Here is a 13750-nt window from a genome sequence, read left to right as displayed (position 1 = left end):
GCAGTGAAGCGTGTAGCAATTGCCGAGCGCGGCAACTGGCGGGACCGTGCCGCCGAGGCGGGGTTCCGTTTCCATACCATCGACGGTGCGCCGTACTGGGATGAAAGCGCGTATTACGCGTTCACCCTGCGCCAGATCGAGAACGATATCGAAGACCCCAGCGCCGAGCTGCATGCCATGGCGCTGGATCTGGTTGACGAGGTGGTAGGCAGCGAGGCGTTGATGGCGCAACTGGCCATCCCGGAAGCGTTCCGCGACTGGATCGCCGAAAGCTGGCGTCGCCGCGACCCGCATCTCTACGGTCGCCTGGATTTTGCCTATGACGGCAATGGCCCGGCCAAGCTGTACGAGCTGAACTACGACACGCCAACCTCGCTGTACGAAGCGTCTTTCTTCCAGTGGCAATGGCTGGAAGACCAGCGCAACCGTGGCGCCTTGCCGCAGCAGGCGGACCAGTTCAATTCCATCCACGAAACCCTGGTGGAGCGGTTTGCCGAGTTGACCTCACGCCTGCCGCCGCCGCTGTATTTCAGCGCGGTGGGAGAGTCCGAGGAAGATCAGGGTACGGTGGCCTATCTGCGCGATTGCGCGGCACAGGCCGGGCTGCGCGCCGCGGCCATCGCCATCGAGGATATCGGCTTGTCGGCGGATGGTCGTTTCACCGATCTGGACGATGTGGTGATCGGCAGCCTGTTTAAGCTGTACCCGCTGGAAGACCTGATGCGCGAAGAATTCGGCGCAGCCTTGCCGCGTTCGGGCGTGCAGCTGCTGGAGCCGGCGTGGAAGGCGGTATTGAGCAACAAGGGCATCCTGCCGTTGTTGTGGCAGCGCCACCGTGGCCACCCGAATCTGCTGGAATGTCACTTCGATGACGGCAGTGCCTTGCCGGCAGGTTGGGTGCGCAAGCCGCTGCATTCGCGCGAAGGCGCCAACGTGGCGATGCACATGAACGATGGCAGCTGGCAGGAGAGCGAAGGCCCTTACACCGGCCCCAGCATTCGCCAGGCCTTCCATGCATTGCCGGTGTTCGACGGCAACTATCCGCTGGTAGGTAGCTGGGTGGTGGGCGACCGCGCCTGTGGCGTCGGCATCCGCGAGGACAACAGCCGCATCACCCGCGACAGTGCGCGCTTTGTACCGCACGCCATCATTGATGACGCCCCGCAGGGCACAACGCGTATCTATCTGTAGGAGCGGCGTAAGCCGCGGAGCAGGTAATGCTGGAAATGCCTCTGTAGAGCCGAGCCCTGCTCGGCTGGGGCACTACCGGTGAAGCCTCTGCCGAGCACGGCTCGGCACTACAGCTGAAGCTTTTGTAGGAGCGGCGTAAGCCGCGAAGCTGGTAATGCTGGAAATGCCTTGTAGAGCCGAGCCACGCTCGGCTGGGGCATTACCGGTGAAGCCTCTGCCGAGCATGGCTCGGCACTACAGGTGGGGCTTTTGTAGGAGCGGCGTAAGCCGCGAAGCAGGCAATGCCTGAAATGCCCTGTAGAGCCGAGCCATGCTCGGCTGGGGCATTACCGGTGAAGCCTCTGCCGAGCATGGCTCGGCACTACAGGTGGGCATTGCTGGTGAAGCCTCTGCCGAGCATGGCTCGGCACTACGGTTTGCGGCGGTGACGCGCTTACAGCAGGCCGTCGCGCTTTACTGCGAGGTAGCGTTCAACCAAGGCCGCCGGCAGCTCTTCAGCGGTTACGTCCAGCACCATCACCCGATGGCTGCGCAGTGCTTCATGCGCGTCGCTGCGTTGCTGCAGGTAGCCGGCGATGGCGCCGGCCTGGATTGCATCCGGCAGGGTTTCAACCTCGCGTGCCAGTGCCTGGTCCAGCTCGCGTTCGCGCAGGCTGGCCACGCAGACCAGGTGCCGCTTCTGCAGCAGGCGCACGGCCGCCAGCAGGTCCTCGATATCTTCATCGCGAACATTGGTGACCAGCATCACCAGGCTGCGCCGCGATTGCCGCAAGGACAGCTCGGTGGCTGCGGCCAAATAGTCGGTGGCCACCGGTTTCGGCTGCAGGTCGTAGCTGGCCCGCAGCAGGCTGTCGATCGCGCCCATGCCGCGCTTGGGCGCTACCCAGCGGCTGTCACCGCCGCTGGCGAACAGGCCGACGCCGTCACCCTGGCGCAGTGCCAGATACGAGACCACCAACGCAGCATTGAGCACATGGTCGAAATGCGACAGGCCGCCTTCGTCGGCCATCATCCGTCGGCCGGTGTCGATCATCATCACCAGCTGCTGGTTCTTTTCGTCCTGGTACTCGCGCGAAATCAGCTTGCGCGCGCGCGAAGTGGCCTTCCAGTCGATCTGGCGCAGGCTGTCGCCCACGCGGTATTCGCGCATCTGATGGAAGTCGGTGCCTTCACCACGGCGGCGCTTGAGGTGCGCGCCCACCAGCCGCGAGGCCATCTCCGCACTGAGCAGGGCGAAGCGGGTCAGTGGGGCGAAATTGGGATAGACGCGTACGGTTTGCGGCGTACCGACAGTGCGCTGCTGCCACCACAGCCGCAGCGGCGAATGCAGGCGCAGCTGCACGCCATCAAACGCGAAGGTGCCGCGGTTGGCCGGGGTGAAGCGGTAGCTGAAACGGGTTTCGCTGGCCTTGCCGAGTTTCAGGCGGCGCGGCAGGCCGTCGCTGTTCCAGCCATCTGGCAGCAGGTCGAAAACATCGACGCGCTGTTTGCCATAGGAATCCAGTTGCAGCCAGGTTTCGCGTTCGACGCCCAGGGCCAGCGAGTCGGGCAGTTCGCGTCGCACCTGCGGGCTGGGCCTGCGCCAGAGCAGCAGGATGTCGAGCAACGCGAGCAGGGCGATGGCCGTGCCGGTGAGGGTCCATGCCTGCAGCGGCAGGTAGTGCAGGGCCACCGGCAGGCCGAGCAGGCTCCACAGCACCAGCAGGGTGATCAATAGGGGGGCGGGTCTCACTGCGTGGCCCTGATTTTTGGGTGTGTTGGGGGTGGAGGAGCTAGAGCAAGAACAAAGGCACCCCTCCCCAGCCCTCCCCTCCGTGCTGCGCACGCAAGGGAGGGGGCAGCAACGGCACCCCTCCTCAGACCTCCCCTTCGCGCTGTGCGCGCAAGGGAGGGGGCTGAGGCAAGGGTTTCGTTTGGAATGCTGCTGCTTGCCGCCTTGCTCACTTGCGCGGCGCCTCCACCTTGGCGAGCAGGGCGGTGAGGGCGTCGTCGGCAGATTGGCCTTCGATCTGCAGTTCCGGCGCCAGTGCGATGCGGTGACGCAGGGCCGGCTTGGCAATCTCGCGGACGTCGTCCGGGGTGACGAAGTCGCGGCCGGACAGCACGGCCTGGGCACGTGCGGCGCGCACCAGTGCAATGCTGCCGCGCGGGCCTGCACCCAGCGCGATGCCCGGCCATTTGCGGGTGGCGGCGACAATGCGCACGGCGTAATCAATCACCTGCGGGTCAACCGTGATCGCCGCCACGGCCTTCTGCAGTTCCACCACGTCGGCGCCGCTGAGTACGCGCGGCACCTGGCTGAGGTTGAAGTCGCTGGCAGTGCGGCCGGTGGTGATCGCCTGCACCATCTGCTTTTCATCTTCCAGCTGCGGGTAGTCGATCAAGACCTTCAGCAGGAAGCGGTCCAGCTGCGCTTCCGGCAGCGGGTAAGTGCCTTCCTGCTCCACCGGGTTCTGCGTGGCCATGGTCAGGAACGGCGGGGTCAGCTGGAAGCCCTTGCCTTCGATGGTGACCTGGCCTTCCTGCATCACCTCCAGCAACGCGGACTGGGTCTTGGCCGGGGCGCGGTTGATTTCGTCGGCCAGCAGCAGGTTGGTGAACACCGGGCCGCGGCGGATCTTGAAGCTCTCGGTCTTGGGGTCGTAGACGGCATGGCCGCTGACGTCGCTGGGCATCAGGTCCGGGGTGAACTGCACGCGTGCGTAGTCCAGCTCCAGTGCCTGCGCCAGGGCGCGTACCAGCAGGGTCTTGCCCAGCCCGGGCACGCCTTCGATAAGGACATGGCCGCCGGCCAGCAGCGCGATCAGGATCTGGTCGAGTACGTCAGCCTGGCCGATGAAGGCGTGACCGACCGCGTTGCGGATGCGTTCGACACGTTCGATCAGGGCAGCGTTGCCCGGGCTGGGTGCAGTCGCAGGTGCGGGTGCATCGCCGGGGAGGGCAGGCGGAGTGAACGTGTCGGTCATAGCTGGTTTCTCATCTGGATGAGCAAGCGGATGCGTTCGCGCAGGGCGACATCGTCCTGCGAGGGAGGAATCTGCAGTGCGGTCTGCACGCGGCTGATGGGCCATTGCAGATGGTCTGCGATGGCCTGGGCCTGGGCATCACCGGTCAGCGCAGCCGCCACCGGCGCGCGCCGGCGCAGGCGGGTCAGGAACGCCTGGCGTACCGCGTCATACAGCAGCGGCGATTTGCCATAACGGTGCAGGTGCTCGCCGCTGGCGCGGACGTGTTCCAGCAGCGAGCGGCGGTCTTCGCGCGGCGAAGGCAACAGCGCACCGAAACGCTGGCAGCGCATCCACAGCCACGCCAGCAGGGCCAGCAGCAGCGGCACCCATACCGGCCAACCGCGTTGGAACAGCGTCTTCCACAGCGACGGCATCTCCATCGCGTAGATCAGATGGGTGGTGCCCTTGCCGTAACTGGGGGCCAGCAGCAGGCGGGTGAGATCGCGGTGGGCGATGTCGCGCAGGCCGGTGTCGTGTGGGCCTTCGCCGTTGAGCAGGAAGTCCATGCTGCCCAGCACGTCCACCCGGCCCAGGCCGTAACGCAGGCGGGCATAGGCCAGCGTGTCATCACCGCCGGCATCGGCCCAGCGGTGTTCGGCGCGCGCCTTGCTGGTGAGGCTGAAGCGGCTGCCGCTGCAGAATTCATCGTGCGACGGCTGGCCTTCCACCTGCCAGATCTGGCAGCGTGCTGCCGCATCGGTGGTCACCACGCCCAGGCGTTCGAGCAGGCCCTGCTCGTTGCCGTCGAGGTCTTCGTCCGCATCGGGCACGCGCAGCAGCAGGTGGCCGCCAAACTGCACCCAGTCGAGCAGGCCTTCGACCTGTGCCGGGGTGAGCTGGCGCGGGTCGTCCAGCATCAGCACGGTGTCGCCGGGCTGCAGCTGCATGGCTGGCAGATCCAGCTGGCGCCGGCTTTCGGCCTTGCTGCCGTCGCGGATCAGGGTTTCGCGCAGCGCATACAGCGCGTTGTAGGTGGGCTCGCCATACGGCGGCAGGGTGATTTCCTCGCTGCCCTTCTCGAAGCTGCTCAGGAACCAGGTGGCGATCAAGCCGACCAGCATCAGCAGCACCACCCCGATCACGGTATTGCGTACGGGCGCGCTCATGCCGGCCATCCGTAGTGCTGGTGCAGTTCGCTGATCAGCGCATTGAACTCATCGTCGCTGGGCAGGCGGCCGGCGTAGGCGGCGTACTGCCAGGTGCGGACCATGCGTGCGAACAGGGTGCGGTCGGCTTCCTGCGGCATCTTGCGTGACGCGCGCAAGCACTGTGCCTCGGTGGCGCCGGGCGGCAGCACCACGTTGCCGCGCTGGACCAGCACGTCGACCGAGGCGCGGTAAAGCAGGGCCAGGGCGTGCCGTGGCTTGCCTTCGCGCCACAGCCGGCGCGCGCTGCCGAGGATGTCCGGTGGCAGCACTTCGGGCAGTTGCAGGGCTTCCTGGATGGCCGGCGCCTGTACGACGCGGCTGCTGCGGCCACTGCCGCGCAGCCAGGGCAGCCACCAGCGGGCGGTCAGCGCGAGTACCACCAGCAGCACGCCAAGCAGAATCCACAGGATGCTCTCGCCGATCAGCGCCACGGCCTTGGCGATGGCGCCCAGGATCGGGCCGGGATCGGGTTTGTCGCTTTCTTGCTTGGTCTCGGTGATTTTGTCCGATGCCTTCTTCACCCAGCGGCTGACCTTGCGCTTGGCACCCAGCTGCGGGTCTTCATAGGCGCGCGCGGCGGCCTGGCGGAAGCCGTTGGTGTCGGCTGGCGCGGTACCGAACAGTTGTTGCGGCGTGGTTGCTGTGGCGGTGGCTGCAGCTTCCGGCGCGGCGTCCTTGTGGTTGCCGTGGCTGCTGATGCTGGCGGGCTCGGTGCTGTCCTGCGCCCGCGCCTGCAGCGACGGCAAGGCAAACACGGCCAGCAGCAGTACCAGCATCGGCGCCAGCCCGGCCAGGCGGTCGCGCAGCCGGCGGAAGGCGATTTCCACATCCCAGGCTTCAAGCTGGGTACGACGGTTGAGGTACAGGCCAAACCCGGCGCCGCTGTAGAACGGGCCGATCAGGGTCATGGCCAGCCATGCCAGCAGGTTGAAACCTATCCAGGCCCAGGCCGGGGTGTCCGTGCCGATCAGCTCCCAGGTGGCGCGCAGCGATTCGGACAGCAGTTCCACCGGCACGAACATGAAAACCAGGGCGACGCCGGCAAGCTGCAGCATCATCTCGAAATGCCAGCACACCCACGTGAGCAGCGTGGCATGCCCGTAGCTGGCACCGCCAAGCGCGTGCCGGCGCGCGCGCCGTTGCGTGGCGTCGCCACCTTCCAGTAGGTCGACCGGCATCAGCAGCGAACGCGCCGGGCTGAGCCTTCGCCAGCCGAGGTAAGCCACCACCCCGCGCCAGCCCCAGTTCCACTGCGCGCGCAGGGTCTGGCCGGTGCTGGGTTCGGCACCAAAGGCGCCGCGCGATATCACGTACAGCGGTATGCGCTCGAACGCAGGCTTGAGCCACCAAAGAATCAGGCTGGACAGCCAGAAGTTGTCCAGCCACCAGCCCAGCAGGTTGAGCAGGGCGAAGACCGGCAAGGTCAGCAGCAGCCACGGCTTCCAGATGGCCGCCGCATGCCGGCGCACCAGCGCGGTACCCAGCTCCATGGCTTCCCACTGCGAACGCGCGCGCAGGACCACATCGAGTTGGTCAATGCGCATGACCACCCCCGCGTCCGCCGCGCCACAACCACAGCAGCACCACCGTCCACAGCACGGCCGATACGCTCAACTTGCCCCACATCGGCACCCAGGCGATCGACGACCAGAACGCTTCGATGAAGGCGGCCACCAGCAGCATGAAGGCCACGCCCAGGCACAGCCGCGCGCCAATCACACCGCCTTCGATCAAGGCATCGATGCGCCGCTTGCGGCCCGGTGCCAGCAGCCGCAGACCGAGCTGAAGACCGGCGCCACCGGCAATGACGATGGCGGTCAGTTCGAACGGCGCATGGCCCACCACGAAGCGCCAGAACGGGTCGCCCGAGCCGATCTGCTGCAGATGGCCGGCGACCGCGCCGATGGTGATGCCGTTGAACAGCAGCACCAGCACGGTACCGATGCCGGCCAGCAGGCCGCTGGCGAAGGTGCGCAGGCCGATGCTGATGTTGTTCATGATGTAGTGGCCGAACATCGCCCAGTCGGTGCCGCTGTCGCGGCCCAGGTGATCGGCGGCCGGGTCGTACATCTTTTCCATCTGTGCGAGCTGGCGTGGATCCATCAGCATGTGGATCAGGTCGGGCTTGTACTGCAGCAGGACGAAAATGCCCAGCAGCGGAATGACGAACAACGCGCAGGCCACCCACATCGCCCCGGCCTGGCTGCGCACGGTGCTGGGGAAATCGGCGAACAGGAATTCAACCGCGCGCTGCCAGCGGGGTGCCGGCGTGCGGTAGAGCAGGTTGTGGCCGCGCTGCATCAGCTGTTGCAAGCGTTCCACCAGCTGCGGGCTGTAGCCGCGGCGGCGCGCCAATGCCAGCTGCTGGCAGAGGCGGCGGTAGCGCTGCGGGATGGTTTCATCGCCCAGCAGGTCCGGTTGTGGCGTGCGCAGCTGCTTGCGCGAATGTTCACCACGGCGTTGCAGCCAGTCCTCGAACTGCTGCCATTCGTGCTGGTAGCGGGTGACGAACTGCTCCTGTCTCATCGCCGCCCCAGCAGCCAGTTGGCCATCGCATACAGGCGCAGCACGCCGGTCTGGCCGCGTTCATGGCTGAGCCCACTGACGATGTCGGCCAGCTCACGCTGGCGCCCCGGTGACAATGCCGGCGCGCGTTCGGCGAACGCGACCAAGGCAGCCTGTTCGCCGGGCTGCAGCGGCAGCGGCGGTGCCAGCACGGCTTCGATGCGCGCCGGTGCGGCGGCCGGGCGTGGCGCGGTATGGATGACCAGCGAACCGGCGACCAGATCGCCCAGGCGGCGGCCGTGCGCATCAAACAGGCAGGTGACCAGGCCCAGCGCATAGCCAAAGGGCAGGGCGTCGACGGTACGCAGCAGGTTGCGGACGATCGCCGGCATCCAGCCCAGTGGTGCGCCGTCGCGTGCAACCACGCGCAGGCCCATGACCTTCTTGCCGAGGGTGCGGCCGAACCACACCTCCAGCACGATCGGGTAGGCCCAGAACATCAGGAACATCAACCCCAGGTACAGGCCCTTGCCGAATTCGCCCAACGCCACCAGCAGCGGGCTCATCACTGCGAGCACGCCAAAACGCACGCACAGGTCGATCAGCCAGGCCAGGGCGCGCGGCACCGGACCGGCGGCGGGCAGCTGCAAGGGCACGCCTTCAGGGGTGATGACTTCGCGGTAGGTGTCCAGCATCGGCCGTGCTGTGTTCATTGCAATGGCTCCAGCACGCGGTGCTGGCCTTGCCTGTAGCCAATGGAAGCCCGGAGTCCGGCCCGGACGGATGCCTGTGGCATTCGTGTCTCTGCTACGTCCTTATCAGAGTGCTGACTGTAGCGGGCGGCAGCAGGAAAACCCAGCCCACCGATTGACCAGTGGGCCAGGCGGGGCCGGTTCAACGCACGCTACGGTTGTCGTCGCCACGTGTGAACAGCTTCTTGACCGCGCCGCCCAGGAACAGCACGCCGATCAGCAGCAGCTTCCAGAACTTGGCCAGCAGCAGGCCGAGCTTGGCGAACAGGCCGGCCTTGGCCGCCAGCCCGCCGCCGATCAGGGTTGCCACGCCGTAGGCAGCCACCTTGTCGGTGCTGGGATTGTGGTCGGCGTAACGCGCGCCCTGGTCGAACTCGGCCATCGGCAGCAGCTTGTCCATGCCCTCGCGCACCAGCGCCAGTTCGGACATGCCTGACACCGCATTCAAGCTCAGGTAGCCATGCCGTCCCAGCACGCGGATGTCGTAGTTGAGGGTGTGGTCAGGCTGGTCGTTGAAGGCCAGCTCGCGTGCCCAGTAGAGTTTTTTGCTGCCGGCTTCATAGCGCGGCGGCACCGCCCAGCCCACCAGGTCGAGTGAGCCGTAGCCGGCCTTCTCGCGTTCCGGGTTGCTCTCGCGGGTAGCGGTCTGCATGGTCTTGAGCAGATCGTCATAGTCGATCTTGCTGGCATCTTCGTCGGACACGTAACCATCGTCGGACCAGGTCACCACCACCGCCCAGCTTTCCGGCTCGGTCAGGCCCGGGCTGCGTGGCACGATCAAACCCAGCACGCTGTCATCGGGCGGGTTGCCCCACATGTCTTCCAGCACGCGGCGCGCGTCGGCCTTGTCCAGGAAACGGAAATCGCCATCCAGATTGAAATGGGCCCGGGCCTCGGGCACCTCGATCTGCCCGCTGCGGAACTGCAGCGACTGCTCGAACTGCTCCGCGCTCATGCCCGGTTCTTCCTGGGCGGAGGCGGCAAAGGAAACTGCACACAGCAGTGCCGCAGCCGCCAACAGGCGCTGCGCCACGATTCGCATCGACTTCATGTCAAACCCTCGAAGGCGTCCCCACGCCAGGGCCGGCAGTTTGCACTGCCGGGCCGGGCTTCGACAATGCCTGCCGGCTCAGCCCTGCATGCCGCGGTACTGGTCCTTTACCTGCACGTAGTGGTCGGCCGAGTAGCGCAGGCCTTCGATGTCCTTGTCGCTGAGCTGGCGCATCAAGCGGGCCGGGTTGCCGGCCCACAGCTCGCCACTGCGCACCACCTTGCCCGGCCCCACCACCGCACCGGCGGCAATGAAGGCATTGGCTTCGATCACCGCGCCATCGAGGATGCAGGCGCCCATGCCGATCAGGCAGTAATCACCAATGCTGCAGGCGTGGATGATGCAGCCATGGCCAACGGTGACACCTTCACCGATCAGCGTCGGATAGCCGCCCTTGTTGTAGGGGCTGTCATGGCTGACGTGGATGATGGTGCCGTCCTGCACATTGGTGCGCGCGCCGATGCGCACGTAATTCACGTCACCGCGGATCACCGTGCCCGGCCAGACCGAGGCATCGTCGCCAATCTGCACATCGCCGATGATGGTGCAGGCCTCGTCGATATAGACGCGCTCACCGAGGGTGGGGGTTTTGTCGAGGAAGGGGCGTAGTGCGGGCATGCTGCGGCTCAAGTTCGGCAAGAAGCGTTGCTGCGCATGATAACGCGGGGCCTATGGACAGCCGTGACTGCAGGTACGCATGCGCCTATGGCGATTGTCTGAGAATCATCTGCAATACGGCTGCATTGATGTGGCGTCGGCGGTGCGCGGCTGATGGTGGGATGTTCGCGAAAGGCACGCCTCCCCAACCCGTCCGGCCCTCAGGCACAGCCTTCGGTCGTTCATCAGGCCGCACGCCAGTGGCGTGCAAGCGGCCCTCTTCACCCCCTGCGCTTCGCGCAAGGGAGGGAGCAAGAGCGGCATTGCAGCGAACTGACAGGGCGCATGAACAGCCCCCTCCCTTGCGCGAAGCGCAGGGGAGGGTTGGGGAGGGGTAGCTTTTAAGCTTCAGCACCCCACAACCAAAAACCAAAAACCTACCTAAAAAACTCAAGCCACCTTGCCGCGTCGCGCCCGCTCCAGATGCACCAGCAGCAGCGAGATCGCTGCCGGGGTCATGCCCGGAATGCGCTGCGCCTGGCCGATGGTCTGCGGCCGCACGCGTTCCAGCTTCTGCAAGGCTTCGGCCGACAAGCCACGCACCGAGGCGAAATCGAAACCTTCAACAATCGCCGTGTTTTCATGGCGCTGCTGGCGCTCGATCTCTTCGCGCTGGCGGTCCAGGTAACCGGCGTACTTGACGCTGATTTCAACCTGCTCGGCCACGCGTGCGTCGTCCACGCCGGGGCCGAGTGAGGGCACCTGCATCAGCTTTGCGTAGTCCAGTTCCGGGCGCTTGATCAGATCCAGCACATTGGTTTCGCGGCTGACCGCCACGCCGGTGGCATCGGCCACTTCGCGGCCAAGCGCATTGCCCGGGGTTGCCCAGATGCCGCGCAGGCGTGCGCTTTCGCTGGCGACTGCAGCTTGCTTGGTGTCGAACGCGGCCCAGCGACGGTCGTCGACCAGACCAAGTTCGCGACCGGTCGGCGTCAGGCGGGTGTCGGCATTGTCTTCGCGCAGCTGCAGCCGGTATTCGGCGCGGCTGGTGAACATGCGGTAGGGCTCGGTGGTGCCGTGGGTAATCAGGTCGTCGACCAGCACGCCGATATACGCCTCGTCGCGGCGCGGGCACCAGCCGTCCTTGCCCTGCACGAACAGTGCGGCATTGATGCCGGCCAGCAGGCCTTGCGCGCCGGCTTCTTCATAACCGGTGGTGCCGTTGATCTGGCCGGCGAAGAACAGGCCGTTGACCTGGCGGGTCTCCAGCGTGTTCTTCAAACCGCGCGGGTCGAAGAAATCGTATTCGATGGCATAACCGGGGCGGGTGATATGCGCCTGCTCGAAACCACGGATGCTGCGCACCAGTTCCAGCTGCACGTCGAACGGCAGCGAGGTGGAAATGCCGTTGGGGTAGATCTCCACCACATCCAGGCCTTCCGGCTCGACGAAGATCTGGTGGCTGTTCTTCTCGGCAAAGCGCACCACCTTGTCCTCGATGGACGGGCAGTAACGCGGGCCGATGCCTTCGATCTGGCCGCTGTACAGCGGCGAGCGGTGCAGGGCACCACGGATGATGTCGTGGGTGCGCTCGCTGGTATGGGTGATCCAGCAGCTCACCTGCTGCGGGTGTTCGCTGACATCGCCCAGGTAGGACATCACCGGCAACGGATCATCGCCGGGCTGCTCGTCCATCACGCTGTAGTCCAGCGAGCGGCCGTCGATGCGCGGCGGGGTGCCGGTCTTGAGCCGGTCGATCACGAACGGGCGCTCGCGCAGGCGCGCGGCCAGGGTGGTGGCCGGCGGGTCGCCCATGCGGCCGGCGGTGTACTGGGTTTCGCCGATGTGGATCTTGCCGGCCAGGAAGGTGCCGGCGGTCAGCACCACGGCGGCTGCGTGGAAGGTCAGGCCGGTCTGGGTGATGGCGCCACGCACGGCGTCGCCTTCAATGACCAGATCGTCCACCGCCGCCTGGAACACGGTCAGGTTGGGCTGCGCCTCGACCATGCCGCGGATCGCCATGCGGTACAGGTTGCGGTCGGCCTGGCAGCGGGTGGCGCGCACGGCCGGGCCCTTGGAGGCGTTGAGCGTGCGCCACTGGATACCGGCGCGGTCGGCGGCGTGGGCCATGGCCCCGCCGAGGGCGTCGATCTCCTTGACCAGGTGGCCCTTGCCGATGCCGCCGATGGCGGGGTTGCAGCTCATCGCGCCGACGGTTTCGACGTTGTGGGTCAGCAGCAGGGTACGGGCACCGCCGCGTGCTGCGGCCAAGGCCGCCTCGGTACCGGCATGGCCGCCGCCGATGACGATGACGTCGTAGCGGTAGAAGGAGTCGCTCATGGGCGTGAGATCGGTAAGGGAAAGTGTGAAGTTGGTCGCCGGGGTAAACCCACGGCTCGACGGCGTGTATGGCGATTTTACCGCCAAGGGCAATCAGGTACGCATGAACCCTAAAGTTGGCACGCAACCTGCAGTTAATACATTGCACCCAACGTGGCATGCGACATAGGCGCAACAAGGTCGGAATTGGAACAGGGGCCGACCGAAGCGTACGTTGGGGAAGCAGGGGGCCGGTAGTCGGGGGACTACCGGCCTTGCAATCCAGCAAGGCCCGCCTTGGCGGGAAAGCGTTAAAAGACAAAGCCCCGGCCTAGGCCGGGGCTTTGTCTTTTTAGGCGCCGATGCCCGACAGGGCCGGAACAGGGGGGATCCAGATTTCCTGACGGACATCGACATTGAACTGTCTGGGCAAGGCCGGTTTAGGTCACTATGCGACGCTAGCGGTCACCCGTGGATTCAAGAATGCCTGCATTTTCACCAAATGCAACCTTTTTATCGCTCCTGGATCCGGATGCCGGTCGGTCGCCGAGTTTGTGACGGCTGTCGTGCCGGTGCCGGCCGCGACTGAACAGCCGGACGGTCCGCTACCGCCTGCGGGCGTTGCATGGCCTGCTGCATGGGCTGGGCCCGCTGCATCGGCTGGGCGTTGGCGCGCGGTTGCGGCCGGTGCAGGTTGTCCAGGTTGCGCCAGGGCGACTTGTTGCCGCCGCCATTCACCGGTGGTGGCCGCGGCGGACGTCCTTCGTTGCCGCCATTGCCGTTGCCGGGTGGGCGCGGGCGGTTGCCACCATGGTTATGGTCGCCATCGCCGCCGGGGTGGGGCCGGTTGCCGCCATGGCCATGGCCTGGCGGACGTTGGCCGTTGCCGTTGCCGTGGTACGGCGGGCGCGGGCGGTTGTAGTTGGGCCGGTAGACCGGGTAACCGTAGCTGCCATAGCCGTAATAACCGCTGCCGTAGCCATAGCCGCCATACCCGTAACCACTGTTCGGGTAGCCATACGGGTAGCTGTACTGCACTGAAGGGGAGCCATGGTAATAGCCGCCCGAGCCGCCGCCGACATAGTCATAGGTGGCACAGCCAGACAGGCCCAGCAGCAGGCCGGTGGAAATAATCAGGCGCTTGATCATGAGTTGTCCCCCCCAGTGGGAATGGCATCC

11 protein-coding genes are annotated in these 13750 nt (G+C 66.0%); 1 reads left to right on the top strand and 10 read right to left on the bottom strand.

All coding sequences use genetic code 11. From position 1 onward, the window contains the following. Positions 1 to 3 precede the first annotated feature (3 nt). Entirely contained in the window at positions 4 to 1191 is a 1188-nt protein-coding gene (locus BCV67_RS08485; RefSeq protein ID WP_057630257.1) for a glutathionylspermidine synthase family protein, read from the top strand. A 433-nt stretch (positions 1192 to 1624) separates the two neighbouring features. On the opposite strand, the gene BCV67_RS08480 is transcribed toward BCV67_RS08485, so the two are convergent. The 10 genes from BCV67_RS08480 to BCV67_RS08435 all read right to left on the bottom strand — a co-directional run bounded on the left by BCV67_RS08480 (position 1625) and on the right by BCV67_RS08435 (position 13720). Further along, positions 1625 to 2923 carry a DUF58 domain-containing protein gene (locus BCV67_RS08480; protein WP_062171206.1) on the bottom strand — a complete coding sequence of 433 codons (1299 nt, stop codon included), beginning with the start codon at positions 2921 to 2923 and terminating at the stop codon, positions 1625 to 1627. Between the two features lie 208 nt (positions 2924 to 3131). Further along, positions 3132 to 4157 carry an AAA family ATPase gene (locus BCV67_RS08475; protein WP_062171208.1) on the bottom strand — a complete coding sequence of 342 codons (1026 nt, stop codon included), beginning with the start codon at positions 4155 to 4157 and terminating at the stop codon, positions 3132 to 3134. Next, positions 4154 to 5305 (bottom strand): DUF4350 domain-containing protein, encoded by a 1152-nt coding sequence (locus BCV67_RS08470; RefSeq protein ID WP_062172047.1) that lies wholly within the window; start codon positions 5303 to 5305, stop codon positions 4154 to 4156. Before BCV67_RS08470 ends, BCV67_RS08475 begins: the two co-directional genes overlap by 4 nt. Beyond that, complete coding sequence (locus tag BCV67_RS08465) at positions 5302 to 6891, bottom strand: DUF4129 domain-containing protein (protein ID WP_062171210.1); 1590 nt, start codon at positions 6889 to 6891, stop codon at positions 5302 to 5304. The genes BCV67_RS08470 and BCV67_RS08465 overlap by 4 nt, the downstream gene beginning before the upstream one ends. Beyond that, positions 6881 to 7873 carry a stage II sporulation protein M gene (locus BCV67_RS08460; RefSeq protein ID WP_062171212.1) on the bottom strand — a complete coding sequence of 331 codons (993 nt, stop codon included), beginning with the start codon at positions 7871 to 7873 and terminating at the stop codon, positions 6881 to 6883. Before BCV67_RS08460 ends, BCV67_RS08465 begins: the two co-directional genes overlap by 11 nt. Beyond that, on the bottom strand, positions 7870 to 8565 hold the full coding sequence (locus tag BCV67_RS08455; protein WP_231732418.1) for an RDD family protein: 696 nt from the start codon (positions 8563 to 8565) through the stop codon (positions 7870 to 7872). Before BCV67_RS08455 ends, BCV67_RS08460 begins: the two co-directional genes overlap by 4 nt. A 181-nt stretch (positions 8566 to 8746) precedes the next feature. Next, positions 8747 to 9655 (bottom strand): DUF2167 domain-containing protein, encoded by a 909-nt coding sequence (locus BCV67_RS08450; protein ID WP_062171216.1) that lies wholly within the window; start codon positions 9653 to 9655, stop codon positions 8747 to 8749. A 78-nt stretch (positions 9656 to 9733) separates the two neighbouring features. Then, positions 9734 to 10273, bottom strand: coding sequence for a gamma carbonic anhydrase family protein (locus BCV67_RS08445; protein WP_062172049.1), 540 nt, complete (start codon positions 10271 to 10273; stop codon positions 9734 to 9736). Between the two features lie 429 nt (positions 10274 to 10702). Then, positions 10703 to 12592 carry a tRNA uridine-5-carboxymethylaminomethyl(34) synthesis enzyme MnmG gene (gene mnmG, locus BCV67_RS08440; protein WP_062171218.1) on the bottom strand — a complete coding sequence of 630 codons (1890 nt, stop codon included), beginning with the start codon at positions 12590 to 12592 and terminating at the stop codon, positions 10703 to 10705. Between the two features lie 492 nt (positions 12593 to 13084). Then, positions 13085 to 13720, bottom strand: a complete 636-nt coding sequence (locus BCV67_RS08435; RefSeq protein WP_062171220.1) for a hypothetical protein — start codon at positions 13718 to 13720, stop codon at positions 13085 to 13087. Positions 13721 to 13750 lie beyond the last annotated feature (30 nt).

Source organism: Stenotrophomonas nitritireducens (assembly GCF_001700965.1).
Lineage (GTDB): Bacteria > Pseudomonadota > Gammaproteobacteria > Xanthomonadales > Xanthomonadaceae > Stenotrophomonas > Stenotrophomonas nitritireducens_A.
This window is presented reverse-complemented; position numbering and strand designations above follow the sequence as displayed.

Coding starts and splice junctions, on each gene's coding strand:
- BCV67_RS08435 (WP_062171220.1), bottom strand. CDS start 13,720: ATGATCAAGCGCCTGATTATTTCCACCGGCCTGCTGCTGGGCCTGTCT.
- mnmG (WP_062171218.1), bottom strand. CDS start 12,592: ATGAGCGACTCCTTCTACCGCTACGACGTCATCGTCATCGGCGGCGGC.
- BCV67_RS08470 (WP_062172047.1), bottom strand. CDS start 5,305: ATGAGCGCGCCCGTACGCAATACCGTGATCGGGGTGGTGCTGCTGATG.
- BCV67_RS08465 (WP_062171210.1), bottom strand. CDS start 6,891: ATGCGCATTGACCAACTCGATGTGGTCCTGCGCGCGCGTTCGCAGTGG.
- BCV67_RS08475 (WP_062171208.1), bottom strand. CDS start 4,157: ATGACCGACACGTTCACTCCGCCTGCCCTCCCCGGCGATGCACCCGCA.
- BCV67_RS08460 (WP_062171212.1), bottom strand. CDS start 7,873: ATGAGACAGGAGCAGTTCGTCACCCGCTACCAGCACGAATGGCAGCAG.
- BCV67_RS08445 (WP_062172049.1), bottom strand. CDS start 10,273: ATGCCCGCACTACGCCCCTTCCTCGACAAAACCCCCACCCTCGGTGAG.
- BCV67_RS08450 (WP_062171216.1), bottom strand. CDS start 9,655: ATGAAGTCGATGCGAATCGTGGCGCAGCGCCTGTTGGCGGCTGCGGCA.
- BCV67_RS08455 (WP_231732418.1), bottom strand. CDS start 8,565: ATGAACACAGCACGGCCGATGCTGGACACCTACCGCGAAGTCATCACC.